This window comes from Streptomyces cylindrosporus, assembly GCF_022698165.1.
In the GTDB taxonomy this organism is placed as follows: Bacteria; Actinomycetota; Actinomycetes; order Streptomycetales; family Streptomycetaceae; genus Streptomyces; species Streptomyces cylindrosporus.
Genome location: NZ_JALDAY010000012.1, coordinates 166022 through 191272 on the forward strand (window position 1 = coordinate 166022; position 25251 = coordinate 191272).

Consider the following 25251-nt stretch of genomic DNA (forward strand, 5'->3'; position numbering starts at 1 on the left):
GAACTCTTGTTCCGTTCCAGGAGTCGGTCAGGAAGGGACAATGTGTGCAGGGGATCACGAACGGGTGGAGTGGATGGAACGTACGAATCCAGCGAATCCAGATAAAACCTCCTCAGCTGTGCGTGCGATGACGACCTTCAGCGCCGCCGACCTGGAGAAGCAGCGCGGGGTGCGGCGGATGAAGCTGACGGCCGGCGGGCTGCTGCTGTTCGTGGCGCTGGTGTACGTCCTCGCCAAGTGGGCGGACAACTCCGGCGCCGGCGCCTGGGCGAGCTACGTCGCCGCGGCGGCGGAGGCCGGCATGGTCGGCGCGCTCGCCGACTGGTTCGCGGTCACGGCGCTGTTCCGGCGGCCGCTGGGGCTGCCGATCCCGCACACCGCGATCATCCCGACGAAGAAGGACCAGCTCGGGGTGTCGCTGGGGGAGTTCGTCGGGGAGAACTTCCTGTCCCAGGACGTCGTACGGCAGCGGTTGCGGGCGGTGGGCATCGGGAGCCGGCTGGGGGCGTGGCTGGCCGAGCCCGAGCACGCGGACCGGGTGACCGCCGAGCTGTCGGCCGCGCTGCGGGGCGCGCTGACCGTGCTGCGGGACTCGGACGTGCAGGCGGTGGTGGGGGAGGCGATCACCCGGCGGGCCGACGCGCAGGAGATCGCGCCGGGCATAGGGAAGATGCTGGAGAAGATCGTCGCCGACGGAGGGCATCGGCGGGTCGTCGATCTTGTCGTCACGCGTGCGCACGACTGGCTCGTGTGGCACGACGACGAGATCATGAACGCCGTGCAGGGCGGGGCGCCGGGGTGGACGCCCCGGTTTGTGGACAAGAGGGTCGGGGAGCGGGTCTACAAGGAGCTGCTGCGGTTCGTCACCGAGATGCGGGACATGCCGACGCATCCCGCGCGGGGGGCGCTCGACCGGTTCCTGAAGGACTTCGCCTCGGACCTCCAGTCGGACACGGACACGCGCGCGCGTGTCGAGCGGCTCAAGGGTGAGGTGCTCGGGCGGGGCGAGGTGCAGGACCTGATCGCGTCCGCCTGGACCTCGGTGCGGTCGATGATCGTGTCCGCGGCGGAGGACGAGCGCAGCGAACTGCGACTGCGCGTGCGGGCCTCGCTGCTGTCGCTGGGGGCGCGGATGGCTGTCGAGCCGAAGCTGCAGGGGAAGGTCGACGGGTGGGTGGAAGGGGCGGCGGTGTACGTCGTCACGACCTACCGGAAGGAGATCACCTCGCTGATCACCGACACGGTGGCGGGCTGGGACGCCGAGCACACGACCCGGAAGATCGAGGCTCACATCGGGCGTGACCTGCAGTTCATCCGGATCAACGGCACGGTGGTGGGGTCGCTGGCGGGGTTGTTGATCTATACGGTGTCGCGGGCTCTGGGGGCGTAGGGCGGGTCGGTCGGGGGCGTACGGCGGGGAACGTAGGGCAGGTCGGCCGGGGGCGTAGGGAGGGTGGGGCGGGGCACTCGGGCTGGGTTCGCCCGAAGATTCGTAGCGGTTCGCTCGAAGAGGAGTGTGCCCATGACCACCGCGCAGGCCGAAACCGGCCGTACCGTGACCACGAACATCCCGGCGAGGCTCGACCGGCTGCCCTGGTCGCGCTGGCACTGGACGATCGTCATCGGACTCGGCACCGTGTGGATCCTCGACGGCCTCGAGGTCACGGTCGTCGGGAACATCGCGAGTCGGTTGTCGGAGCCTGGGAGCGGGTTGCCGATCAGCTCGGGGCAGATCACCGGCATCGCCGCCGCGCTGTATGTGGCCGGTGCGTGTGTGGGTGCGCTGTTCTGGGGGCGGCTCACCGACCGGTGGGGCCGTAAGCGGCTGTTCATGATCACGCTGGCGGTGTATCTGGCGGCCACGGCGTTGACCGCGGTGTCCTTCTCGCCGTGGTGGTTCTTCGTGTTCCGGTTTCTGACCGGGTTCGGTATCGGTGGTGAGTACGCGGCGATCAACTCGGCGATCGACGAGCTGATCCCGGCGTACTACCGGGGCCGGGTGGACCTGATCATCAACGGCAGCTTCTGGCTGGGCGCGGTGGGCGGTTCGCTGCTGTCGATCTTCGCGCTGAACACGAACATCTTCCCGGCCGACGTGGGCTGGCGCCTGACGTTCGCGCTGGGTGCGGTGCTGGCTCTGGTGATCCTTCTCGTACGACGGCATGTTCCGGAGAGTCCGCGGTGGCTGCTGATCCACGGGAGGGAGCGGGAGGCCGAGGAGATCGTCGCGTCGATCGAGGAGACGGTGGAGGCGCAGAAGGGGGAGGCTCTCGCGGTGCCGGAGGGGGAGATCACCATCCATCAGCGCCGGAGTGTCAGCTTCGCGGAGATCGCGCGGACGCTGTTCGCGGACTACCGCAAGCGGTCGGTGCTGGGGTTCTCGCTCTTCATCGGGCAGGCGTTCCTGTACAACGCGATCACCTTCGGCTTCGGCGCGATCCTGACGAAGTTCTTCGACGTACCGAGCGGGAACACGGGGTACTACTTCGCGGTCATCGCGGTCGGGAACTTCTGCGGGCCGCTGCTGCTGGGGAAGCTGTTCGACACGGTGGGGCGGCGGGTGATGATCTCGGGTACCTATCTGCTGTCGGGGCTGTTGCTGTTCGGTACGGCGTGGCTGTTCGACCGGGGGTCGTTGAACGCGGTGACGATGACGGCCTGTTGGTGTGCGGTGCTGTTCTTCGCCTCGGCGGGGGCGTCCAGCGCGTATCTGACGGTCTCGGAGGTCTTCCCGATGGAGACGCGGGCGATGTCGATCGCGTTCTTCTACGCGTTGGGGACGGCTGCGGGGGGTATCAGCGGGCCGCTGCTGTTCGCGGACCTGACGAACACGGGGAAGGTGGCCGACACGGTGCTCGCCTTCGAGATCGGGGCGGCGCTGATGTGCGCGGCGGGGCTGGTGGCGGCGGTGCTGGCGGTGCGGGCGGAGCGGCGGTCGCTGGAGGACATTGCTCGGCCGCTTACGGCTGTGGGGGCGAAGGCGCGGGTGGCGGCGGGGGCGAAGGGGTCTCGGCCGGCTGCGGCTTAGCGGCGTAGCGGTGGGCCGAGGGCGCGGGCGCCGGGGGTGCGTTGTGGGTCGGGGTCGGGGCGGTACGGCGAACCCGTCGCCCACGGTGTCGCTGTCTCTTCGCGGGGCGGGCGAACCCGACTGCCATGTACGCGACGGGTTGCGCCGCACCGCCCCGACCCACTCCGGCGCGTGGGCGCCTGCGGGCCGGTGGGGGCGATGCATGCGATTCCGCCCGCGCCCGTGTGTGGTTGGCTGCGGGCTGGTGGGCCTTGGTCCTGGGTGGCTCCGGTGTGGGGGCGGCTGGGGGCTGGTGGGTTCGATTGCGCCCGCGCATGTGTGTGGGCGCCTGCGGGCCCGGTGGGGGCGATTGCGCCCCTGCCCGTGGGTGGTCGGCTGCGGACTGGTGAGCCCTGATCCTGGGTGGCTCCCGTGTGTGGTCGGCTGGGGGCTGGTGAGCCCTGGTCCTGGGTGGCTCCGGTGCGTGGGCGGCTGGGGGCTGCGGGGCTGGTGGGTGTGATTGCGCCCGTGCCCGCCTGTGGGCGGCTGTGGGACGGTGGAGCCCATCCCACCCGTGCCCGGGCGTGGGGGCTGGGGCCGGTGGGTTCGATTCCATCCGTGCTCGGTGTGTCGCGTCTGCGGGCCGTGGGGGTACGGCTGCGGTCGTGTCGCCGGGTGCGGGCATGCCCTCAGGGGCGCGGGGAACTGCGCGACCAGCCACGACGAACCCGCAGCCGCTCCACGACCTGCCGCGGCACCCTCCTACGACCCTCTACGCCCTGTCGCTGCCCCTCCTCTCCGCGCTACGACCAGTCGCCGCACCTACCTACTCCACGCTTCCCCGGCGCACCCGCTCCCGTCGGCGCAGCAGTAGCAGGCCCCCGGCGACGGTAGTGATCCCGGCCGCCGCTGCCCAGCCGACGGCGTCGCTGGAACCCGTGGCCGCGAGGTCGTCACCGCTGCCGGTGGGAGAGGGCGACACCGCCGTGCTCCCAGCCGACTGCGTGCGCGCATCCGGTGACGCGGTCGTCGTCGGTGTCGTCGACCTGTCGCGGGTGAACGCCAGCGTGCCGAAGCCGAGTTGGTCGTAACCACCGCTGTTGGGGCCGTAGTCCCCGCCCCCGCCCTCGGGAGCCGACTTGGCGGTGATCCGGGTGAGGTACGTCGCGGGAAGGGCTCGGCGTTTGGTGTAGTGGTTGCTGATCATGGCCCAGATGGGTCGGGTCATGGCCGGATCGACGGGCGCCGCGGCCGTGGCCGTCTCGGAGCCGGACCAGCCGCCGATCTCCCCCTTGCGGCGGGTGTTCGCCGTGTAGTCGACCTGCCCGCCCAAGCTCCACTTGGCCACGTACTGCGCGCCCTTGAGGAAGCGGCTGTCGTCGTAGCCGTACAGGTCGATCCCCTGGTTCCACGCCATCTCGCAGAACGTGCCCATGAGGCCCACGCCGAGGAGCGCGTGCCCCTGGTCCCGGCCGGCCTCCAGCCATTCGCCGAGCCCGTCGTCGTACACGACCGGGATCGCGTTCTTGACCGAGCCCAGTCCCTCGCCGTGCTTGAAGTAGTCGACCGCGCGGGCCACTTGGGCCTTGTCGTCGCAGAAGATGCCCGTCGCGAGGACGCAGGCCATCGCGCAAAGGTCCCAGTTGGTCCAGTAGTTGGTGATGACGGCGTTGTTGTGGTGGACCAGGAAGTCGTCGCTGAGCGGGGCGAAGACCTTGCTGAGCATCTCCTGGAAGCGGGCGAGGTCGAAGTCGCCGTGGTCGCGGACGAGTTCGGCGGCGTTGGCGAACTGGTAGCCGTAGAGCCCGGCGGCCAGGAAGCGGTCGGCGCTGCCTGCGACGGCTGTGAGCTTGGCCGACCACGCGTTGAGGATGGCGACCGCCGTGTCCGCGTGGGCGCTGTCGCCGCTGACGTGGTAGCGCAGGGCGTTCTGGTAGGCGGCGTGGATGTCGTTGTAGAGGGTCGCGTAGTTCTGCGGGCTGCCCTCGCCGCGGTAGACGGTGGCCTGCGGGTTGGCCGTCCAGCCCGCCTGCGCATGGGGGTTGGCGGCGAGCTTGGCGTAACCGGCGCTGTAGGGCGCGGCCTTCGCCTTCACCTTGGCGGCCATGCGGGCGAGGTCGGTACGGGTGTGCAGCAGCCCGGGATGCGCGAAGCCACCGGCTGCGGCCTGCGCGGTCGTCGCCCCGATACCGACGGTCCCCGCTGCCACGCCGGTGGCCTTGAGCAAGGTGCGGCGGCTGATCTGTCCAGTCACATGCATGCCACGGAGACGTGCCGAGGCACAGCCGATAACAAAAACTGGAACCGTGCCGCAGACGGCAGACAACCCGGCGCGGCCCGACCGGCGGAGCTACCCGCGCCGGTCCGCCACCGCCCACGACGCCAGCGCCACCGCACCGGCCACCCCGAACACGGCCGGCCAGGCGCCCACCTTCTTCGCGAGCGGATGCGACCCGGCGAAGGCGGCGACGTACGTGGCCGTCAGCGCCCCCGCCGCCTTGCCGCCGGCCCGCTGCCGCCACTGCTGCGCGGCAGCGACCCCCGCGACGGCCAGCACGGCCCCGCCCAGCTGCCGCTTCTTCGTCCACCGAGCCACGCCGTACCCCCCGACGAGCCCGGTCGCCGCGACCACCGCACTGGGAACCTTGGCCATACCTGCCTCCTGCCACCCGCTTCGACTGTTGCGCCCGAGGCTAGCCCCGACGCTCCTGCCATGACCAAACCTGAGTCGAGTCCTGTCAAGTCAAGTCCCGACGGTGCCGAATTCGCTGGCGGCGACCGTCAGGGTGGGCCACCCTGACCGTGCCGCTCGGATCACCGCAGCCAGAGTCCACCTCGCGCGCCCACGGAGCTGATCACTGTGCCCCACCTCACCGCCCCCGACGGCACGAAGATCGCGTACGAGGATCACCTCCCGCCCCGCGCCCCGGACCGCACGATCCTCCTCCTGCACGGCCTCGCGGGAGACCGGGCCGAGTGGAGCGACCTGATCCCGCGACTCCTCGCCGACGGTCACCGCGTCGTCGCCTACGACGCCAGGGCCCACGGCGCCAGCACCCGTCGCCCGGCGGACGTGACCCGCGCGGCGCATGTCGCGGACGGCGTGGCCCTCGTCGAGGAACTCGGTCTGGCCCCCGTGACCCTCGTCGGCCAGTCCCTGGGCGGCCACACGGCTCTCCTCGTGGCCGCAGCCCAGCCCCATCTCGTCCGCTCGCTGATCCTGATAGAGGCGGGCCCGGCGGGCCGCAACCCCGAACTGCCCTCGCTGATAGCGAGTTGGCTCGCCGACTGGCATCCGGCGGACCGGGCCGTGATGGTCGCGTGCGTCGCGGAGTTGGCCACGGACGACCACTGGCGCGAATGGTCGGCCGTCCGCTGCCCGACCCTCCTCGTCGAGGGCGCGAACGGCACCATGGGCCCCACGGAACCGTCCGACATGCTGGCCCGCCGAAGACCCGACGACGACGTGCGGCACGTCGTCGTCCCGGACGCGGGCCACGACGTGCACCTGGACCGGCCGGAGCAGTTGTATGAGGCGATCGCGGGCTATTTGAACGACTTGAACGCGGGCCGATGACACCCGCGCGCGGCGCTGACTCCGCTACTCCGCCCCCGTCAGCCGCACCTGCGCGTCGATGAGCGCGAACGTCGCCTCCGGCTGTTCGATGTGCGGCAAGTGGCCTGCCTTCGGTACGAGTTCGAGCCGGCCGTTCGCGAAGGCGTCCGCGTACGCCGCCCCGTACGCCGGCGTGACGATGCGGTCGCTCTCGCCCCAGACGAGGAGCGCGGGCTGGTGTACCCGGGCGAGGCGTCGGAGGAGCTTCGGGTCGTGCATGTACGGGTCGCCGGCGAGCAGCCGCATGGTGGCCATGTTGCCTTGCCTGCGGGCGAGTTCGTCCGCCGGGAGGGTGGTGGGGTCGACGTAGAAGCGGTCCGGGTCGTGCCAGGAGTGTTCGGCCGCGGCGCGCGGGTCGAGGGCGAAGAAGTCGGCGATCGGCTCGGACTCGACGTGCACGCCGACGGCGTTGACGAGCACCAGTCCGGTGATGCGCCGCGCGGTGTCCCGTACGGCCATTTCCGCGGCGATCCAGCCGCCGAGAGAGGAGCCGACGACGAGTACGTCGTGCAGGTCGCGCTCCTGGAGGAGGTCCAGGTAGGTCAGGGCCAGGTCGTCGATGCCGGTGCACCAGTCGGGGCGCGGGGTGCCGTCCCAGCCGGGGTGGACCGGCGCGATGACGTCGGCGCCGGTCTCGGAGAGGTAGCCGGCGAGTCCGGCGACGGTGGCGGGGCCGCCCCCGCCGTGCAGGACGAGGACGGGACGGCGGGACTTCGTGGTAGGAGTCATGCCCCCACTGTAACTAAGGATATTTATATAAGCTAGCTTAGTTTGTGGGCTAGACTTGGCCCATGCGCGATGACCTGCAAGTTCAGCTCCAACTTCTCGGCCGAGCGGTCAAGCAGACCCAGTACCGCCAACACCGCGCCCTGGACACCGCGTTGACGGCCGTCGGCACGACCCTGGCCCAGTGGGACGCGTTGCGTGCCATCGGTCGTACGCCCGGAGCCTCGGCCCGTGAACTCGCGTCCGCCACCTTCCAGACGGAACAGGCCTTCGGGACTCTGGTCGGCCGGCTCGCGGCGCAAGGGCTGGTCGAACGGCGTCCGGGGCGAGGCCGCCGTATCGAACACCACCTCACCGCGACGGGCGAACGCACCCTCGCGGCCGGTCACAAGGTCGCCGACGAGGTCCTCGCGGAGTGCTTCGAGCCGCTCGCCGAGGGGGAACGCGTGCAACTGCTGGAGCTGCTGCGGCGGTTGAACGGGGATGAGTAGAGGGGGTGCGGGGTGGAGAGACCCCGCACCCCCTGGCGGCCGACGCGCACGTGCGTCACTGCGTCACTGCCTCACTGCCTCACTGCCTCACGAAGACAGCCACTCGGTGGCGTTCAGGGCGAGGGGGGCGTTGGTGGCGCCGGTGTCGTTCCAGCCGTCGTAGAGCGTGTTGCCGGACTGGCCGGTGCCGTCGTCGACGGGTGAGGTGTCGCCCCAGAAGGCGACGCGCCCGCTGCCGAAGGTGGAGGTGGCGAAGAAGGCGCCGGTGTTGCCCGAGTAACCGCTGCGGTACAGCAGGCCCTTGACGCTGGAGTTGTCGGCGGGCTTGAGGGTGGCGGTGGTGCCGTCGGCGATCAGGCTCTTGGTGACGGTGCCGAAGGAGCCGTGCAGCACCGGATCGGTGCTGTCGCTGATCGCCGCGGGGTAGCCGGAGCTGATGTCCAGGGTGTCGACGGAGAAGCCGAACGGGTCGGTCGAGTCGACGCTGTTGTTGGTCATCAGGTCGTTGAAGATCTCGACCGCGTCGTAGCCGTCGTTGTTGCGGTCGGCGCCGGTGTGGTCGGAGATCATGAACAGACCGCCGCCGTTCTTGACGAAGTTCATGATGGCGGTCTTCTCGGCCGTCGTGAACTTCGTGTTGGGCTCCGGCAGGACCAGCGTGTCGAAGTTCGACAGGTCGGTCGAGGACGAGCCGCCGTAGGTGAGGGCGCTGGTCGCGGTCTTGAGGCTGTAGTCGCCGGTCTTCTGCAGCGCCACGCCCCAGGACGACAGTGCGCCGGTCCAGTCCGTCTCGGAGGACGGGGAGGAGTCCTCGGAGAGCGGGTCGGGCTTGCTGGTGGAGATGATCCAGTCCGCGTTGCCGGCCTCCTCGGCGTGGCCGTCGTCGAACAGGACGCGGTGCGTGGTGGCCGCGGCGGCCGGAGCGGCGGTCGCGGTCGCCTGGGCGACGGCGCCCGTGGCCAGCAGGCCGAAGACGGCCAGGGCGGTGGTGAAACGAGGACCGAACATCCGGTTGACCTCCATGATGGGGGGACTCCATGAGTGGGGGGAGCTGGAGCGGCGGTGCGGGTGCCGAATCTTCGCGCGTAGAACGGCCGTTGAGTGAGCGCCGTCCGACACAAGGGAGGACGGTATAGGGAAGATCGCGAACGGCGGGAGGGCGTCCCGGAGTTCACGTAGATCTTTTACCTGTTGGTAAGGACCTTTGGGTGAAGGGGAGTTGACGCAGATCGTGGCCTTTTCTGCGACTTCTACGGCGTTCACGCGGATGTTCGGCGTGCGGTACCCGATCGTCTCCGCGCCGATGGGCGGTTCGGCCGGCGGCGCGCTCGCGGCGGCCGTGTCCCGAGGCGGCGGGCTCGGACTGCTCGGCGCGGGGGACGGGAACCGGGAGCTGCTCGCCCGCGAGATGCCCCTCGTGGCGGACTGCGGCCGGCCCTGGGGCGTCGGATTCCTCACCTGGGCGACCGAAGTCGCCGCGGTCGAACGGGCGTTGGAGTACCGCCCCCACGCCGTGATGCTGTCCTTCGGGGACCCGACACCGTACGTCGAACGCATTCGGGCCGCCGGTACGAACACGAAGGTCATCCTCCAGGTCACCGACCCGGACGAGGCCCGGCAGGCGCTGGACCTCGGTGCCGACGTCGTCGTGGCGCAGGGGACGGAGAGCGGCGGGCACGGGGCTCGGCACGGGATGTCGACGCTGGCGTTCGTGCCGGTTGTGGTTGATCTGGCGGATGCGGGAGGTAAAGGGGGTGCGGGACCGGACTCTGTGTCGCAGCCGGTGCCTGTGCCGGTGCCGGTGCTGGCGGCGGGAGGCATCGGCGACGGGCGTGGGGTGGCGGCCGTGTTGGCGCTGGGTGCCGCCGGAGCGCTTCTCGGCACCCGGTTCCAGGCCACGGCCGAGTCCCTGGCGGACCCCTCGATCGTCAAGGCGGTGGTGGAGGGGAAGGGCCAGGACACCGAACGCAACAGCGTCCTCGACATCGCCCGGGGAGCCACCGCCTGGTCGGCCTCGAAGTACACGGCACGCACTCTCGGCCATCCGTACCTCGACCGGTGGCGGGGCCGGGAGGCGGAGCTCGCCGCCTCTCCGGAGGCCCAACAGGCCTATCGGGACGACGTGTTGGCGGGTACGGTCCCGCCGCTTCCCGTGTGGGCGGGCGAGGCGGTCGCCCTCGTGACCGACCGGCCGCCGGCGACGGAGCTGGTGGAGCGGCTGGCGGCGGAAGCTGCGGAGGCGTTGGAGCGGGCGGCAGGACATCGGCGTACGGCGAGAACTCCACCTCCCGCGCCGTGACCGCCGCCTTCCGCCGCACCTGGGCAGTTGCTCGGCATGGGGCTCGGCCTGGACGTCACCTTCATCGCCCCGGAACCGACCCCTGGCTCCGAACGCCCCCCCCCGCGATGGCCGACCTGGTCCCGCTTGGTCCCGCTGTACGAGGCGCCGCGCGACGCGTCCCTGGCGATGGCGGTGGCTATCGGGAGTCGGTGCCGTCGTCGAGGTCGGCCAGGTTCTTGACGCACCGGTGGCAGGGCACGGGAATCGGCCCGTCGGGTCCTTGTGCCGGGTAGTCGAACGGGCCCTCGTCGGTCCAGCCCTGGCGCTCGTAGAAGCGACGCGCGTGGGTGTTGCCGGTGGCGACGGCGAGCCAGGCGCGCGGGTGCCCGTGCCGTCGTACGAGATGCTCGGCGTGGGTGAGGAGGGCGCGGGCAACTCCCGTACCGCGATAACTGGGTGAGACGTAAAGCTGCTCTACCTCGTCCTCGACGACCATCACGAACCCGGCCAAGGCCCCGTCCACGACCGCCACTTCGGTGTCCCCGACCCGTTCGGCGGCCCGGACTGCGAACGACTCCGGCGTACGGGCCGCGACCAACTCCTCGGGCACATGGCCGAGATGACCGTCCCGCCAGCCGGTACGCCAGATGCGGGCGACGGCGGTGGCGTCCGCGGGGCCCGCGGGTCGGAAGGTGATCGGCTGCTGATGCATGACGGGATGAACCCGGGATGAACCTACTACCGCCCGTCCATGGCCGCGCGCAACGCCTTCGCGGTCACGGCCGGGTCGTAGCCGTCGGGGACACCCGGGACGAGGACGATGTCGCCCGCGATGTGGCGCGAACGCAGCGGCGCGATCTCCTGGTACGCGGGCGAGTCCCACCAGGCCCGGGCCTCGTCCATCCCCGGAAACCCGATCACCACGACATGCCCCGGCCAACTGCCTTCCTTCACCTCGTGCTGCGAACCGTGCACGAGGAAACGCCCGCCGTACGGCTCGAAGGTGGCGGTGATGCGCTCGATGTACTCGGCGATCTCGGGGTGCGGGGCGGCCTCGCGGAGGTGGGCGATGGCGTAGGCGGTCATGGCTGGTGTCCTTCCGTCGGTTGGAGGCGGCGGTCGGTGCTTGTTGGTGCGGCTTGTGCGGTCTGTGCGGCCTGCGTGCTCCGTACGTGGACGATCGTGGCAGGCGGGCGGGGTGGGGGTCGATTACCCGCCAGGTAATACAGGAGGACGTACTACGCTCCCGTGCCATGCAGGAACCGCGGACGCGCCTGGACCTGGCCCGTATCCGGGCCGCTCGCAGCTTCATCGACCCGATGTTCCTCAACACCCCGCTGTACCGCTGCGAGGCACTGGAGCCCGACCTCGGCTGCGCGGTGAGCATCAAGCTCGAAACGGCGAACCCGGTCCGCAGTTTCAAGGCCCGCGGCACGGAGCTGGTCGCGAGCCAACTCGCCGCGAACGGCACACGGGCCGCGGTCTGCGCCAGCGCGGGCAACCTGGGCCAGGCCCTGGCCTGGTCAGCCCGCGCCCGGTCCCTCGACGTCACGGTCATCGCCTCCCGCCACGCGACCCGAACCAAGCTCGACCGCATCCGCGCACTCGGCGCCAAGCTGGAACTGGTGGACGGCGACCACGAGTTGGCCCGAGAACGAGCGGCGGCCATCGCCCGGCAAGACGGCATCCGCCTGGTGGAGGACAGCCTGGACATCGAAACATGCGAGGGTGCGGCGACGATCGCCCTGGAACTCCTCGACCCGGCGGAGGCCAGTGCGCCGCCCTTCGACATGATCCTGATCGCCCTCGGCGGCGGCGCACTGGCCACGGGAGTGGGTCACGTACTGAAATCCCTGAACCCGACCGTCGAGGTGATCTGCGTCCAACCCCTGGGCGCACCGGCGCTGACCCACTCCTTCCACCAACGCCGAGTCGTCACCACGGCCACGACCAACACCATCGCCGACGGAGTAGCCGGCCGCATCCCCATCCCACCCGTCCTGAACGACCTCCTCGAAGTTGCCGACGACGCGGTCCTGGTACATGAGTCATCGATCATCACGGGAATGCGCCTGCTCCTCGCCCACGCGGGCCTGGTCGTCGAACCGTCGGCGGCGCTGGGCATCGCGGCGATCCTGGAGAACCGGGAGCGCTTCGCGGGGCGGCATGTGGTGACGGTCGTGTGCGGGAGCAATGTGGACGTGGATGCTTACTGGCGGTGGGTGGGGGCGGCTGGCGTGCGCGGATCCTGACGGCCCTTTGCTACGGTCGCGTTCATGGCGCTCTCGGTCTCCATGGGTCAGGCTGTCGACCTACGCGTACAGCCCGTTGACGAGGTTCTTGACCGCGTCGAGCGGTCTCTCCAAGTTGGGCTGCTCCCGGAGACGATGGTGCGCAAGCGCCGATCCGTGGGAGCCAGAACAGACCGCGACACCTGGGTACGGATCGAGCGGCGCCTGCTCGACAAGATCTCTGACCAGGGGTGGAACGGGACTGAGAGTGCCGCCCGTCTGAAGGGCATCGCCCAGCCCGGATGGTACGGATGTGTGGTCTGGCGGGCCGCGGACGGGCAGGTGATGTGGCGGGCCGACGAAACCGAGCTCTTGCCAGGGGCTCCTGTCGGAAGCGCCATCTTGAGTGAAGCCCCGGAGCTGCCGGATGACTGGTGGGAGGCGCTGAACGCGTCGTTGGACGCGCTGGCGACCCAGAGCACGAGCCGGATCGCCACGCCGGACACCGACACCATCACCCAGGCCCTGATCACCGAGTTCATCCGCGGTGTTTTCTCCGGCGATCTCGATACGACCACCGAGCGATGGGTGCCGGCCCACGCGGACCTGAACTGGGCCAACATGACCGCTCCGGGGTTCAGTCTCTTTGACTGGGAGGACTGGGGTAACGCGCCGTTGGGGCTGGACTCGGCCTCGCTGTGGGCGAGTTCCCTTGCTGTCCCGGCTCTGGCCGATCGCGTATGGCACGAGCGCCGGTCCGACTTCGAGAGCCGGGACGGCAAGGTGATGACGCTGTTTGTCTGCTCGAAGATCCTCGGGCCGTACGCGCACCCGGAAGACCCGCGGCTGGAACCCGCCCGGCGTATGGCCGAGCAGGTCATCAAGGAGCTTCAGGCCGGCTGATCGCGTGAACGGTCTCGCAGGAGACGCCGGTACTCCTGGACCGTTCGTTCCTCGACCTGGCCGACCAGGGCGCCGACGAGTTCGCCCAGATGGGCAGGTTCATCAGTGCCCACAGCCACAGTGCCGACCCTCGGCAGATGATAGGCGGCCATGAACGCCGCCTGCACACGCGAGAGTTGGCGGCTGTCACCGAGGAAGACACGGGGGTCGATCTTGGCCCACACCGAGTCGCCGGTGCTGCCGCCGAAGGGGCTCATGCCCCATACCTCGCTGGGGTCCAGGTCCCATGCCCTGATGAGGGTGTCCGCAGCGTCCAGCGTTCTGACTCCGACGAGTAGGCCAGCGCGGACCATGAGGGTCGCTGGCCTCGGTACGGCAGGGCCGATCAGTCCTACCAGGGGTGATGGATCCCAGGACGCGATGCCCCATGCGGCGCACAGGCCCTTGCTCGTGGCGTCATCGAGGGCGGCGCACGCTTCTGTCAGCGCCTCCTGGCGATCAGGGCCAGCCTCGCGGATCGAGTGTTCAGGGTTGTGCAGGAACACCAGATCCGGCTCCTGCCCCAGGTCCCTAGCCGCCTGTTCCACGGCCGCGTGCAGCCGTACGGGGTCCAAGGAATGCTCCGCCCCGCCCGGTCCTGGAAAGTAGCCCACCTTCGTGGAGACCGTGAACTTGGGCAACAGGTCTCCGGCCGTCTGCACCAGGATCTGATGCGAACGGAAGCCGAGGTAGTTGGTGCTGGTGTCGAGTGCCGTAACTCCAAGGTCGAGCGCCCCGGTCAGGAGCCGGCGTTCGTGACGAGACCGGTGTAGCCCGAGAACAACTCGGGGGTCAGCACCGCGCACAGCTCCTCCTCCACCAGGATCTCAGCGACCTCCGCCACCTCGGCTCCGACGACGGCCGCGGCCTGTTCCAGCGCGACCGGCTGGCCGCTCAGCAGCAGACGCACTGCGGGCAGAGTCTTGGCCGCGAGGGTGAGCTTTTTCCCCGAGGCCACGACGTCGACGGTCTCTCCGCGCTCCTGAATCTGGGGCGGGAAATGGGTGGTGCACACCACGGCGTCGAGCGGCCCGAGTATGTCGAGGAACGGCACGTGCCGAGGCAGGGTCGTCGCCTGCTCGTATGCGTCCAGGAAGTCGGCCGGCGGGCGCTCGCTGACCAGCTGGGTGGCGGCCTCGGTCAGGGCATCGGTGCCGGTTCCCTGCCAGCGGTCGAGGTCGTGGCGGAAGATCTCGCGCTCGCGGCACCAGTCGGCCAACCACGCGAGCCAGCTCGCCCCTGTGCGCTTGGTGATGCCGAACGTGACGTGAAGGCTCTTGCCGGAGCCGCTGCCGGTCCGTGTCGCCTGGTGCCAGTGGCCCCGGGGGATGTGCATGACGTCGCCGGTCCGCATCAGACCGGACCAGATGATCTCCTCACTGGGTGTGCTGTTGGGGTCGGTGTCCCGGTACATCGGGACCGCGCGGGAGGTCGCGCGCACCTCCCACTCCTTCTCACCCGCCAGCTGGACGATGACGACATCGTGGTCGTCCCAGTGCAGGGGGAAGCCGGAGGCGTCGTTCGTCGTCAGGTACGCGTTGACCTGGACGCGCTCACGGGACCACCACTGCAGGGCCCGGCACGCGACCTCCATCGTCGGATCGAAGACGTTGGCCTGGTCCATGATCACCGTCGCGCCTTCTCCCAGGAGCCTGCCCAGGCTGCGCATGTTGACCATGGAGATGCTCTGGCCGCGGGGGCTGACGCTGTCGGTGTAGTAGATGGCCGGATGGACCTCCTCGCCCTTCTGGAAGCACCGGAACTGCGGGCGGTTCAGGCTCCTGCGCATCGCGGTGTCGAGCAGGCGGTTCGGGGTCATGATGCGGGAGACGAGTGCGGGGTCGTCCATGCTCCCGCGTACGAAGTCCTTGCCCAGCGCCTCGGCTCCGCTCCAGCGGAGCGCTGCTTCGATGGCGCTGATCAACCGGTGTTCCATCGTGCGTCCTCCATGGGTTCGACCACTGATGCGGACACGGTGGGGGCCGGCGCGGCCGACCACGCCGGCCCTCACCGCTTGGTGCCTACTCGCTGTCGTGCAGGTTGCCGTCGCCACCCGGCCACGGCGCGTCGCCAGAACTGCCCTGGTTGTCCGACCGGAGGCTGTCGTACCGGTCGTGGACGGCGGTCAGCTCTTGCACCGCCACCAGGAGGCCGCTCCGGGCCGGAGGCGGTGTCGTGGGCTCTGTCACCTCGTGCTCCTTCCTCTTCGGTTCTCCCGTCAGGGCTCCGACGGGAGGTCGATGGCCGCTCCACGGCCGTGAGAGATGTGAGTCGCCGTGGGGCGGCGGTCATGGGGCGCGCCATGAAGGGCCGTCCGGCACCAGGGGCAGGGCGGGTCAGCGGTGATTCGGAAGACCGCCGACGTCCTCGCGCATGTTGATCTCCAGAACGCGCTGGTCCAGTTCGTACAGACAGGCACGACACGCGTAGAGGGCCGCGTGCATGCCGCTCGACCGGACGGGCCCGATCCACGTCACCTCGACGTCGTCACGTCCGCACCACAGCCAGCACTCGCCGCGCCCCCGCCACTCGTGGCGATCCCATAGCGCGTAGTCAGTGGGCTCCCTGGTGACGGGGTCGATGTCTCGGCGGGTGGGCCGGAAGACCACGTCGGGATCAGGAAGCGGATTCGCTCGTAAGGTGTGCCGCCCCATCACGCGACCGCCAGAGTGAGTGACTCGGGCTCGGCCACCACGCCGCGCTTCGGCCGTAGCACGAACAGCCTGCGCAGTACGGCGGCTCGGATGGCGGGCGCCGCCTTGGGAAGCGCGATCTCCGCCCAAACGTGCTTGCCCTGGCCGACGGGCTCCCAGGCACACCGAGAAGCGAGAAGCTCGACCAGCGCCAGGCCGCGCCCGCTCTCGTCCTGGGCCTGGGCACAACTCGTCTGCGGAGCAGCAGGATTGGCATCGAGCACGTCGATCACCAGGCGGCCGGGACGGTGGTACAACGCGACGGTGACGGGCCCTTCCCCATGGACCACGGCGTTGCTGATGAGCTCGGAGGCGACAAGACGGATGGCGTCAGCCGTTTCGTCGTCCAACGGCACACCCCACGCACGCACCTTGTCGACGACCTTGCGCCGAGCGAGGGACACTTCCCTCTCTTCTCCCGCGAGGACGAACCGATGGACAAGCGTGGGCATGGCGGACGCCTCCGAGGAGTTGGAAAGCGGCTCCGTCCCCGACGGGGAAACAGGGACGGAGCCGCCGATCTGAGTAGCCGTTCCGGGAACAGTCGCTCTGCGGCGGACTGCGCGGACGGCTGATACTCAGTCAACGGCCCCAGCCAGCAAGGCGGAACGTTTCTAGGGGGTTCCTCCTGGGGACGCCCTCCCCGTACGCGGTCACGCGAAGTAGCCTCCCCACTACGCCGTGAGGGATGACGGGAGTGATGAGATGCCTGGTGAGCCGTTGGCGGTCCACCCGCTGAGCTTCCTTCTCCAGACGCGCGGATGGGGGAAGGCCGAGTTCGCCCGCCTCATGCAGGCCCACGGGCGGTCGCTCGGAATCCCCCTCGCGACCAACCGGACCACCGTATGGAAGTGGGAGCAGGGGCAGGAGCCGGACGCGGACGCCCAGCGCGTACTCGCCGACCTGCTGCGCGTCCCCTACCAGCAGGCGCGTAGGGAAGGCTGGCCCCGGTGGCTGCCGGTCTGGGAGGTCACGGGGCTCACTGCCCCGTGGACCGAGGCCGGTACCGTTGAGGCGTTGTCCGAACTAGTGGGGAGTGGCCGCATGGACCGCCGGGGCTTTCTCACCATCACCGGCGCCGCCTTGACGGGCCTCGCGGCGAGCTGGGTGGACGCGCCGTCCGCCTTCGCCTCGGCCCTGGGCGGGGATCAGGTCTCGGACACGATGGTCTCGACGATCGAGCAGCGCATCAGCACGCTGCGCACCCTCGACGACCAACTCGGCGGCGCTACGCTCCTGGAGCAGGCACGTGGCGATCTCGCCCTCGTCACCGGCCTCCTGAGCACCGGCAGGTACACAGAGAACATCCGAATCCGCCTCTACGCCCTGGCGGCCCGGGTGTCGCACCTGACCGGCTGGATGGCCTACGATGCGGGGCTGCGGTCCGTCGGCCAGCGCTACTACGTCGGCGCCCTGCGCAGCGCCCGCACCGCCGGCGACGATGCGTTCGGTGCCTTCATCCTCGCGGAGATGGGCGTTCACGTCTCCGAGGCCGGACGGACCGCTGAGCGCGTCGCTCTTATCTCGACCGCCATCGACAACGCCCCTCGCACGCTGTCGCCGTACACCAAGTCCTTCCTCTATCTACACCAGGCCGAGGCACTTTCCCGCGACGGCGACCACCGGAACGCCGGAACAGCGCTCAACCGCGCCGTCTCCTACTGGGAGAGCCACACGACGCAGGAAAACCCGGACTGGCTCAACTGGTTCGGCGAGGCCCAACTGAAGTCCACCGAGGGCAAGGTCCTGCTGCGGTCCGGGCAGGTGGAGCGCGCAACGGGTTCCCTGGAGACCTCCGTGAAGAGCGCGGCTCCTCGGGACAAGGCCGTGCGCTCCAGCCGCCTGGCCGAGGCCCGGCTCGCCGGCGGCGACCTGGACGGGGCGCTCGACGCCGCGAACTACGGCACCGAACTCCTGGAGAGCAGTGTCAGCTCCGTACGGGCGCTGGACCGCCTGAAGGAGTTCTCCGCACACCTCGAACCGCGCAAGTCCGTCCCCGCTGTCCGTGAGTTCCGCGAGCGGCTTCAGGCGGTGCCCATCGCGGCGTGACTGTCACCTTTCGGATTGCGAGGCCGAGCCCGCCCCCTCAGAGCAGGTTGCCGCAATGCCAGGATGGACGGCATGACGACGATCCACGGTGAGGTCGCGGCTGGGTTCGAACCGGTGCGTGAGGCGTTCGCGGCGAACTTCTCCGAGCACGGGGACATCGGCGCGGCGGTGTGCGTGTACCAGTGCGGTCGACCGGTGGTGGACCTGTGGGGCGGCGTCGCCGACCCCGAGACCGGTCGTCCGTGGACGCGAGACACGCTGCAGCTCGTCTACTCGGCGACCAAGGGGGCTACCGCGACCGCGGCACACATGCTGGCCGAGCGCGGGGCGCTGGACCTGGACGCGCCGGTGGCGAAGTACTGGCCGGAGTTCGCCGCGAACGGCAAGGCGGACATCCCGGTGCGCTGGCTGCTGTCCCACCAAGCCGGCCTGATCACACTGGACCAACCTGTCCCGCTGAACGAAGCGTTGGCCTGGCACCCGATGGCGGCCGCACTCGCCGCTCAACGCCCCCAGTGGACTCCGGGCACAGCGCACGGCTACCACGGCAGGACCTGGGGCTGGCTTGTCGGCGAAGTGATCCGCCGGGTATCCGGCCAGACGCCGGGCCGCCTCTTCGCCGACGAGATCGCCGCCCCCCTCGGACTGGACTTCTTCATCGGACTGCCGGCGGATCAACGCAGCCGAGTCAGCCGCATGGTGTACCAGCGACCCGCAGTGGACCTCACCACCGTGCCCGCCGAGTCGGTTCCCGAGGAACTCCGCGAACAGGTGGCCGCCTGGAGGGATCCGCAGTCGTTCAGCAACAGGGCGTACATGGTCACCGACCCCGCCGAGATCGACTTCGACTCGCCCGAGGTGCAGGCCGCCGAACTCCCGGCCTCCAACGGCATCGGCACCGCACACGCACTGGCACGCATGTACGCCGCGTTGATCGGCGAAGTGGACGGTGTGCGCCTGCTTACGCCAGAGACTCTGGAGTCAGCGACCAAGGAGCAGGCCAGCGGGAGGGATCAGGTGATGTTGATCCCGAGCCGATTCAGCTCCGGATACATGCTGCCCACCGAGACCAACCCGATGATCGGGGGGAGCTCTTTCGGCCACACCGGCCGCGGCGGTTCGCTCGGCTTCGCCGATCTCAAGTGCGGCATCGCCTTCGGCTACGTGATGAACAACATCATCGGGGGAGTTGACGACGTACGTGCGGCATCGTTGGTCGACGCGGTGCGCAGGTCGCTGGCGTAAGGCGGCTGGCGCCTGGGAGCAGGCCCTGTTCCAGTGTGTGTCTGCGTAGCGGCGACATACATGTTGCAGCGATGAGCCAGCCGTTTGACCGGAAGCGTGGCTGAGATCCCGTAGAGCCTCCGCGGGATCCTTCCTTCCCGCGCTTGTGATTCAGGTTCGATTGGCCCTGGACGGTAGGGAGCTTTCTAGCGCGAGATCCCGTCATGCAAGGCACTTGCCGATGTCCGCTTCCTGGACCGAGCTCCCGGGACTGCCGCAGAGTTAGGTGACACTATGCCGCTCTCGCGATGCGCCGTGAGTATGTCGCGTGCCGTGCTGCTGGCTCCTGCCGACTATTTCTCGGTCCAGCCACGAACCTGCCCCACGCCTCGACTGACACGGATACTTGGGGACCGTCCGGCCGCTTGGAGTCTCGTATCAGCACTACCGCCGACGTGAAGGCAGCTTCTACGCACTCGGTCGTGTTACCACCGCTGTACGACGACTTGACCCAGTCGTACTCGTGGGCGGGGCGGGGTTCGGCAGACATCTACAGCTCCTTGCGGGCGCGATGGATTATGGCGGAGGAGGCCTCCATGTCCAACGCTTGTGCCCTCAGGTACTCGAACGCAAGTCTGTATCGCTCCAGTTCCTCATCCTTCTCAAGGAAGAGGGAGCCGGTGTGGAAGTCGACGTACACGACGTCGAGTGCCTGCTCGGTTCCTCCGATGATGACGAAGCTTCCAAGCGCAGCGGCATGGGCTCCCTTGGAGAAGGGCAGAACCTGAAGCGTTATGTGAGGGGACTCGTTCGCTTCGAGCAGCCGGTCAAGTTGCTCTCGCATCGCCTGCGGTGATCCGACTACCCGGCGGATCACGGATTCGTCGAGGATCGCCCACAGCTGCAACGGCTTGAGGCGGGTGAGGATCTCCTGCCGCTTCATCCGGATGTCGACCAGCCGCTCGATCTCCTCGGATTCCAGGGGGATTTCGTTGGCCTTCTGCAGCGCGGTGCTGTACTCGCGCGTCTGCAACAGACCAGGAACGTAGACGCAGGAGAAGTGACTCTCGCGTACGGCTTCGTCCTCAAGCGTGAGCAGCAAGTTCATGCTCTCGGGGATGGAGTCGGAGAAGGAACTCCACCAGCCCTGCTGCTTCGCGTCCTTGGCGAGTCCCACAACGGCCTCGCGCTCGGCGTCAGTTGCTCCGTATTCGCGGCACAGAGCATCAATCACGATCCACTTGACCGGCCCGGACTGAGTCTCGTACCGGCTGACCGTCGCCTTGGACACCCCGACCAGCTGCCCTGCCTCTTCAAGCGTCAGGCCCTTGCGGGCGCGCAACTTGCGCATCATCGCGCCCAGTTGGCGGCGGCGGGTTGTCGTCCGTTCAGGCATGGAACTCCTTGTCAGTGCTCGGGGCACCAGGCCCGGAGTCCCCCTCAGGCTAGGTAGCGGCCGACGGGATCCACCATCAGGTTCACTCGATCGATTCTCGTGAGAAGTTACACGATGAGATTTCTCTGTGTCATGCTCGCTTACCGGATGGCTACGCAGAGCAGCCGTACGGACACGGCATGCGCGGCAGGTGCGTGGCTTGGGAGGGAGGAGCGGCCCTGATGTCTGACTGCGAAGTCACCGAACCCCGACTCCGCTGTGTACTGCCCTTCGAGGCGGCACCAGCGGAAGTGCGCTTACTGCGGAGGGCAGCCGTCACGCAACTGAGTCGCTGGGGCATGACGACGGTGGCGGACGAAGCGGAGCTAGTCGTTACGGAGCTGGCAACAAACGTCGTTAAGCATGTCGGCGAGGGTGTACCTGCGAGTCTGATCCTTGAGCGGCGAGGTGAGCGGCTCCGGCTCGAAGTGCATGACAAGAGCAGGGCGGTGCCGAGGCCGGGCACGGCGGATTGCGACGCCGAGTGCGGTCGTGGCCTGCACTTGCTCGCAGCCTTGGCGGTGGACTGGGGCACGGTGCTCACCGCGGTAGGCAAGGCAGTCTGGTGCGAGATCCCGCTCAGAGCGGGAAGCGCCTGCCGCCGCGTGGAGCGTGCCGCCGAGGCGCTGGAGAGCTACCAAGGTTCCTGTGGCGGTGCTGCCCTGATGGGGAGCAGGGGGGAAGCCGTCCTGCGGGACATCGGTCTTGAGGAGTCAGCCGTGGAGCTGATCGCGGACCTGCTCCACTGGACCGCTGCACGCGGCCATGATCCGGACGACATCCTTGACCGCGCCCAGATGCACTACGAGGCCGATAGGGATGCTGCCTAGTGGGCGGCATCCTGAACGGACTTGCGTATGTGCTCGCGCAGAGCAGCCGGCGTGCGCCAGGATTCTCCCGGACGGCTTCTGTGGCACATGCGGTGGCAGTTGGCGCACACGCAGGCGAGGTCGCCGAGCTTGGTCTCCCGCGTCCCGGAGATGTAGAGGGGAGTGACGTGGTGCACTTCGATGTAGCCCTCGCCAAGGTCTCCGTAGGCGTGGCCGAAGTCGAAGTCGCAGACCTCGCACCGGAGCGGCTGTCCGTTTCGGCGGACTTGCTTGATCTTCAGCGCACGGAGTTTCGGATCCCGCTCGCGGGCGAGTGCCCGGCGGACGAGGAGGCGTCCCTCAATGGCTGTGGCGCCGGCTTCGTCGACCTCATCGAGTTGCTTGGGGATGGTGTACAGCTCGCCGGAAGAGATGCCCTCTTCGATGGCCTCGGCCGCCTGGAGCATTTCCGCCTCGCGGTGGGTGAAGGCGTCGATCATCAGCAAGGTGGGCTTGCCGCATCGAGTGGCTTTGCCGGAGTACAGGCCGTGGTTCGTCATGAAGTCGGTGGTCTTGCGGCTCACGCTGCCTGGAGACCGGAAATCGGGAAGGGCAAGCGCTTCCGGGCCGTGGAGCGGCAGAGAACGGAGCAGTTCGGAGAGCTCCTGGACCTCGCGGTCCTCGGTCCGCATCTCGCGCCAGCCGTTCCGCACGACGAGCGCTCCGGCCAGTACGAGTTCGTCCTCAGTCCACGTCGGTGTCCGCATGAGCAATATCGTATGAGTGTTCGGCGCTACGGAGGGTGCGTTCAGCGGAGCGCGGGGCGTGTTGCACACTTGGTCCGGTCTCGTTGTCAGTGGGGTCTGTCACCCTCAGTGATGGTGGATTGCAAGATGTGTCTGCCGCTGCACAACTGTAAGGAGGGGGCATGACCCGCACGAAGGAACCCGAGGGCGTGGCTGCCAAGGTGCAGAAGCCTGAGTTCACGTCGATCGAGATCTGTGCTGGGGCCGGCGGACAGGCCATCGGCCTGCACCAGGCTGGCTTCGGGCACCTGGCTCTGATCGAGATCGATAGATACGCCGTGGCCACACTGCGCGAGAACATCGAACTGCACCCGAAGTGGGACTGGGAGCGCGACAACTGCGACGTGCTCTGCCAAGACGTGGTGGAGTTTGAGCCTGAGCGTGACCTGAAGAAGAGCCGCGGTCTTTATCGCCGAGGTGAGGTCGACTTGCTGGCGGGTGGCGTGCCTTGCCCGCCGTTCTCCCACGCTGGTAAGCAGCTCGGCGAGGATGATGAACGCGACCTCTTCCCGCGCATCCTGGCCCTTGCCGAAATGATCCGTCCCCGCGCTGTGATGATCGAGAACGTGCGCGGCCTTATGGACGCCAAGTTCGACGACTACCGGTCAAGGATCCAGGCCGAGCTTGAGGACATGGAGCCTACAGACGACGGGCTGCCGGGCTACAAGGTCGTCGGGTGGAACGTGTACGAGGCAGAGAAGTTCGGCGTTCCGCAGCTCCGCCCCCGCTCCATCCTCGTCGCTTTCCGGAAGGACGTCCTCAAGGACCTGAAGTACGAAGCTCCCGCGCCCAGCGCCGAGCGCGTCTCGGTCTTCAAGGCGCTGGAAGAGTCGATGAAGGAGCGCTTCAAGCCGTTTGAGAAGGGGCCTCGGGCTGCCCAGGCGCGGCGAGCCTTCGACGAATGGAAGCTGGCGGCTGACAAGGACGTGGCTCCCACACTCGTCGGCGGCTCAAAGAAGCACGGTGGCGCTGACCTCGGCCCCAGCCGTGCGAAGAAGGCTTGGCGAGCGCTTGGGGTCTCGGGTATGGGCGTCGCTAACGCGCCCGTGAACGGTGAGCCGACGGGTACCGAGGACCGGGATCTGTTCGGTGCCGAAGGCCCGATGCTTACGGTGCGGCAGGCCGCGATCATTCAGGGGTTCCCGCTGCGCTGGGACTTCAGCGGGGGGAAGACGGCTCAGTACCGACAGGTCGGAAATGCGTTTCCGCCGCCTGTCGCGCAGGCCATCGGTGAATCGATCATCGATGTACTGAAGGCCGCACGGGAGCGAGACCAGAAGGACTGATCAACTGTTCGGCTTTGCCTTCCGAGCTGCGCTGCGACGCTTCTCGACTTCGGCCGCGATGCGCGTGGCGCAGTCTTCGGAGGGCTCATGCTCCCAGAACCGGAGCACCGTCCAGCCCGCCGCTTCCAGGCGCTGGTCGGTGTCCCGGTCTCGGGCCATGTTCCTGGCCACCTTGTCGGACCAGTAGCCCGGGTTGGTTTTCGGTGGCACGTAGTGCTCGGGGCAGCCGTGCCAGTAGCAGCCGTCGATGAAGACAGCCACCTTCGCTGGACGGAAGACCATATCGGCGGTCCGCCGAAGGTCTGGGAGGGGTCTGGCTGCGACTCGGTACCTTAACCCCCGAGCGTGGACGAACCGGCGGATCAGACGCTCAGGTGTCGTGTCTCGACTGCGGATCGCCTGCATGTTACGGCGCCGGGCGGCGGACGAAGCCCAAGAGCCAAGAGGAGGAGTCCAGTTGTCAGACATGACCGCTCTCCTCGACGTTGATCGGTAAGTTTGGCCCCGGCTTGTGGAAGCTTGCCAGTGGCGGAGAGAACCCTACGCCATGCGCCCAAAACTCGGCGGCGGCCTGGGGGCTGGGGCTCTGTAGGACAGGTCTTCCGAGGCCTGCGTTGTAATGACGGAAGACAGCGACGGCCAGCGGACGACGAGTTGCCGGAGAGGCATCTGGCGGAAGGGGCCTGCCACGGCCAGGTTCCGAAAACGGAACTTGTCAACGCATAGAGCGGTTCAGCTTATTTCTTGAAGGGATGGCTTCACGTGACAGCGGAACTCAGCGAGGCGAGAAATAGGTTCCACCAGAATCTAGTCAGTGGGCATACGCTTTCGCTGTCGCCCGGCGGTGTGGCGTCGAATGCTGACAGCAGTCAGAAGACTAGTCTGGGTATCGCGCTGAGTATCGCCAATGACCTCTCTGCCGAGGTCATCCCAGAAAAGCTCAAGGGGCAACGGGCCGGAAAACAATTTGAAGAGGCCGTGGAGGGATTCCTGAGGGAGACATTCCCTCTGTTTCAGCGTCTCCGCCCAGGCGCATGGACTATTGAAAATGTCGGCGGATCGCGTGCCGAATATCAAATTTCCAAATACGAGCCCTATACTCATCTTGCCGACCTTGCAAGTGCAGTCGAGAATGATCGAACATTGGCCTCGGTGCTAGGGAATTCGTATGAAATCAGCCCGGATATCCTCGTGCTGCGAAATCCCGAGCTCGATGACGTCATTAATGGCGACCGGTGTTTGGTGGATGCGAACTCCGGCAGGTATGCTGTCATCAGGATGGCTAATCAGGAGCGCCCCATCGTCCATGCCATAGTTTCATGTAAATGGACGCTTCGCAGTGACCGTGCCCAGAACGCGCGTTCAGAGGCGTTGAATATAATCCGAAACCGGAAGGGCCGCACACCGCACATTGCGGTTGTTACCGGAGAGCCGTCGCCATCTAGATTGGCGTCCCTGGCTCTCGGGACTGGGGATATTGACACTGTCTATCATTTCGCTCTGCCGGAATTGATTAAGGCGGTAGACGGCACCCAGAACGATGAGGCTATCGGCATGCTGCATACTCTGCTTGACGGCAAACGCCTCCGCGATATCAGTGACCTGCCTCTCGATCTGGCAATCTAGGTCTGTCAATGCCTGATGTGAGAAATCCC

At 68.1% G+C, this 25251-nt stretch carries 26 protein-coding genes and 1 pseudogene; 12 read left to right on the forward strand and 15 right to left on the reverse strand.

The window, feature by feature from the left end; all coding sequences use genetic code 11:
* Positions 1-40 precede the first annotated feature (40 nt).
* Positions 41-1390 carry a DUF445 domain-containing protein gene (locus MQP27_RS35800; RefSeq protein ID WP_372511403.1) on the forward strand — a complete coding sequence of 450 codons (1350 nt, stop codon included), beginning with the start codon at positions 41-43 and terminating at the stop codon, positions 1388-1390.
* Between the two features lie 132 nt (positions 1391-1522).
* Entirely contained in the window at positions 1523-3028 is a 1506-nt protein-coding gene (locus tag MQP27_RS35805; protein WP_242773074.1) for an MFS transporter, read from the forward strand.
* An 805-nt stretch (positions 3029-3833) separates the two neighbouring features.
* Here the strand turns inward: MQP27_RS35805 and MQP27_RS35810 are convergent.
* Both MQP27_RS35810 and MQP27_RS35815 read right to left on the reverse strand, forming a co-directional pair.
* Complete coding sequence (locus MQP27_RS35810) at positions 3834-5267, reverse strand: alginate lyase family protein (protein ID WP_242773075.1); 1434 nt, start codon at positions 5265-5267, stop codon at positions 3834-3836.
* Positions 5268-5357: 90 nt separating this feature from the next.
* Positions 5358-5660 carry a hypothetical protein gene (locus MQP27_RS35815; protein ID WP_242773076.1) on the reverse strand — a complete coding sequence of 101 codons (303 nt, stop codon included), beginning with the start codon at positions 5658-5660 and terminating at the stop codon, positions 5358-5360.
* A gap of 207 nt (positions 5661-5867) precedes the next feature.
* On the opposite strand from MQP27_RS35815, the gene MQP27_RS35820 reads away from it, so the two are divergent.
* Complete coding sequence (locus MQP27_RS35820; RefSeq protein WP_242773077.1) at positions 5868-6584, forward strand: alpha/beta fold hydrolase; 717 nt, start codon at positions 5868-5870, stop codon at positions 6582-6584.
* A gap of 24 nt (positions 6585-6608) precedes the next feature.
* Here MQP27_RS35820 and MQP27_RS35825 read toward each other — a convergent pair whose 3' ends face one another.
* Positions 6609-7352 (reverse strand): alpha/beta fold hydrolase, encoded by a 744-nt coding sequence (locus tag MQP27_RS35825; RefSeq protein WP_242773078.1) that lies wholly within the window; start codon positions 7350-7352, stop codon positions 6609-6611.
* A 62-nt stretch (positions 7353-7414) separates the two neighbouring features.
* Between MQP27_RS35825 and MQP27_RS35830 the strand changes: the two genes are divergently transcribed.
* Positions 7415-7840, forward strand: coding sequence for a MarR family winged helix-turn-helix transcriptional regulator (locus tag MQP27_RS35830; RefSeq protein WP_372511404.1), 426 nt, complete (start codon positions 7415-7417; stop codon positions 7838-7840).
* Between the two features lie 93 nt (positions 7841-7933).
* Here MQP27_RS35830 and MQP27_RS35835 read toward each other — a convergent pair.
* Positions 7934-8848, reverse strand: a pseudogene (locus tag MQP27_RS35835) (hydrolase); the annotation flags it as partial.
* A gap of 259 nt (positions 8849-9107) precedes the next feature.
* On the opposite strand from MQP27_RS35835, the gene MQP27_RS35840 reads away from it, so the two are divergent.
* Positions 9108-10139: a nitronate monooxygenase gene (locus tag MQP27_RS35840; protein WP_242773481.1), complete on the forward strand. Its 1032-nt coding sequence runs from the start codon at positions 9108-9110 to the stop codon at positions 10137-10139.
* Between the two features lie 178 nt (positions 10140-10317).
* On the opposite strand, the gene MQP27_RS35845 is transcribed toward MQP27_RS35840, so the two are convergent.
* Both MQP27_RS35845 and MQP27_RS35850 read right to left on the reverse strand, forming a co-directional pair.
* Positions 10318-10833 (reverse strand): GNAT family N-acetyltransferase, encoded by a 516-nt coding sequence (locus MQP27_RS35845; RefSeq protein WP_242773079.1) that lies wholly within the window; start codon positions 10831-10833, stop codon positions 10318-10320.
* Positions 10834-10859: 26 nt separating this feature from the next.
* Complete coding sequence (locus MQP27_RS35850; RefSeq protein ID WP_242773080.1) at positions 10860-11207, reverse strand: DUF1330 domain-containing protein; 348 nt, start codon at positions 11205-11207, stop codon at positions 10860-10862.
* A gap of 167 nt (positions 11208-11374) precedes the next feature.
* Here MQP27_RS35850 and MQP27_RS35855 point away from each other — a divergent pair, with 167 nt between their 5' ends.
* Complete coding sequence (locus MQP27_RS35855; RefSeq protein ID WP_242773081.1) at positions 11375-12373, forward strand: threonine ammonia-lyase; 999 nt, start codon at positions 11375-11377, stop codon at positions 12371-12373.
* A gap of 24 nt (positions 12374-12397) precedes the next feature.
* Positions 12398-13255 (forward strand): hypothetical protein, encoded by an 858-nt coding sequence (locus tag MQP27_RS35860; RefSeq protein ID WP_242773083.1) that lies wholly within the window; start codon positions 12398-12400, stop codon positions 13253-13255.
* Here MQP27_RS35860 and MQP27_RS35865 read toward each other — a convergent pair.
* From MQP27_RS35865 to MQP27_RS35885, 5 genes are all read right to left on the reverse strand, one after another.
* Entirely contained in the window at positions 13243-14100 is an 858-nt protein-coding gene (locus tag MQP27_RS35865; protein WP_242773085.1) for an aldo/keto reductase, read from the reverse strand. The genes MQP27_RS35860 and MQP27_RS35865 overlap by 13 nt on opposite strands.
* The gene (locus MQP27_RS35870) at positions 14034-15230 is read right to left on the reverse strand and encodes a JmjC domain-containing protein (protein WP_242773087.1); all 1197 of its coding nucleotides are present in this window, start codon (positions 15228-15230) and stop codon (positions 14034-14036) included. The genes MQP27_RS35865 and MQP27_RS35870 overlap by 67 nt, the downstream gene beginning before the upstream one ends.
* A gap of 85 nt (positions 15231-15315) precedes the next feature.
* Positions 15316-15483 (reverse strand): hypothetical protein, encoded by a 168-nt coding sequence (locus tag MQP27_RS35875; protein WP_242773089.1) that lies wholly within the window; start codon positions 15481-15483, stop codon positions 15316-15318.
* Between the two features lie 147 nt (positions 15484-15630).
* On the reverse strand, positions 15631-15903 hold the full coding sequence (locus tag MQP27_RS35880; protein WP_242773090.1) for a hypothetical protein: 273 nt from the start codon (positions 15901-15903) through the stop codon (positions 15631-15633).
* A gap of 44 nt (positions 15904-15947) precedes the next feature.
* Positions 15948-16439, reverse strand: a complete 492-nt coding sequence (locus MQP27_RS35885; RefSeq protein ID WP_242773091.1) for an ATP-binding protein — start codon at positions 16437-16439, stop codon at positions 15948-15950.
* A gap of 253 nt (positions 16440-16692) precedes the next feature.
* Between MQP27_RS35885 and MQP27_RS35890 the strand changes: the two genes are divergently transcribed.
* Together MQP27_RS35890 and MQP27_RS35895 are read left to right on the forward strand one after the other, a co-directional pair.
* Complete coding sequence (locus tag MQP27_RS35890) at positions 16693-18036, forward strand: NsdA family TPR-like regulatory protein (protein ID WP_242773092.1); 1344 nt, start codon at positions 16693-16695, stop codon at positions 18034-18036.
* Positions 18037-18108: 72 nt separating this feature from the next.
* On the forward strand, positions 18109-19281 hold the full coding sequence (locus MQP27_RS35895; RefSeq protein WP_242773093.1) for a serine hydrolase domain-containing protein: 1173 nt from the start codon (positions 18109-18111) through the stop codon (positions 19279-19281).
* A 271-nt stretch (positions 19282-19552) separates the two neighbouring features.
* Here the strand turns inward: MQP27_RS35895 and MQP27_RS35900 are convergent, their stop codons facing one another.
* Positions 19553-19810: a DUF397 domain-containing protein gene (locus MQP27_RS35900; RefSeq protein ID WP_242773094.1), complete on the reverse strand. Its 258-nt coding sequence runs from the start codon at positions 19808-19810 to the stop codon at positions 19553-19555.
* Positions 19811-20656, reverse strand: a complete 846-nt coding sequence (locus tag MQP27_RS35905; protein ID WP_242773095.1) for a helix-turn-helix domain-containing protein — start codon at positions 20654-20656, stop codon at positions 19811-19813.
* Positions 20657-20877: 221 nt separating this feature from the next.
* Between MQP27_RS35905 and MQP27_RS35910 the strand changes: the two genes are divergently transcribed.
* A complete protein-coding gene (locus MQP27_RS35910; RefSeq protein WP_242773096.1) occupies positions 20878-21525 on the forward strand; it encodes an ATP-binding protein in 648 nt (215 codons plus the stop codon).
* Here the strand turns inward: MQP27_RS35910 and MQP27_RS35915 are convergent.
* Entirely contained in the window at positions 21522-22271 is a 750-nt protein-coding gene (locus tag MQP27_RS35915) for an HNH endonuclease (RefSeq protein ID WP_242773098.1), read from the reverse strand. The two genes, MQP27_RS35910 and MQP27_RS35915, sit on opposite strands and share 4 nt — an antisense overlap.
* 161 nt (positions 22272-22432) lie before the next feature.
* Here MQP27_RS35915 and MQP27_RS35920 point away from each other — a divergent pair, with 161 nt between their 5' ends.
* Positions 22433-23596, forward strand: coding sequence for a DNA cytosine methyltransferase (locus MQP27_RS35920; RefSeq protein WP_242773100.1), 1164 nt, complete (start codon positions 22433-22435; stop codon positions 23594-23596).
* Here the strand turns inward: MQP27_RS35920 and MQP27_RS35925 are convergent, their stop codons facing one another.
* Complete coding sequence (locus MQP27_RS35925) at positions 23597-24064, reverse strand: very short patch repair endonuclease (RefSeq protein WP_278196934.1); 468 nt, start codon at positions 24062-24064, stop codon at positions 23597-23599. It abuts the gene before it with no gap.
* Between the two features lie 294 nt (positions 24065-24358).
* On the opposite strand from MQP27_RS35925, the gene MQP27_RS35930 reads away from it, so the two are divergent.
* On the forward strand, positions 24359-25222 hold the full coding sequence (locus MQP27_RS35930) for an NgoMIV family type II restriction endonuclease (protein ID WP_242773115.1): 864 nt from the start codon (positions 24359-24361) through the stop codon (positions 25220-25222).
* The last annotated feature ends 29 nt before the right edge of the window (positions 25223-25251 follow it).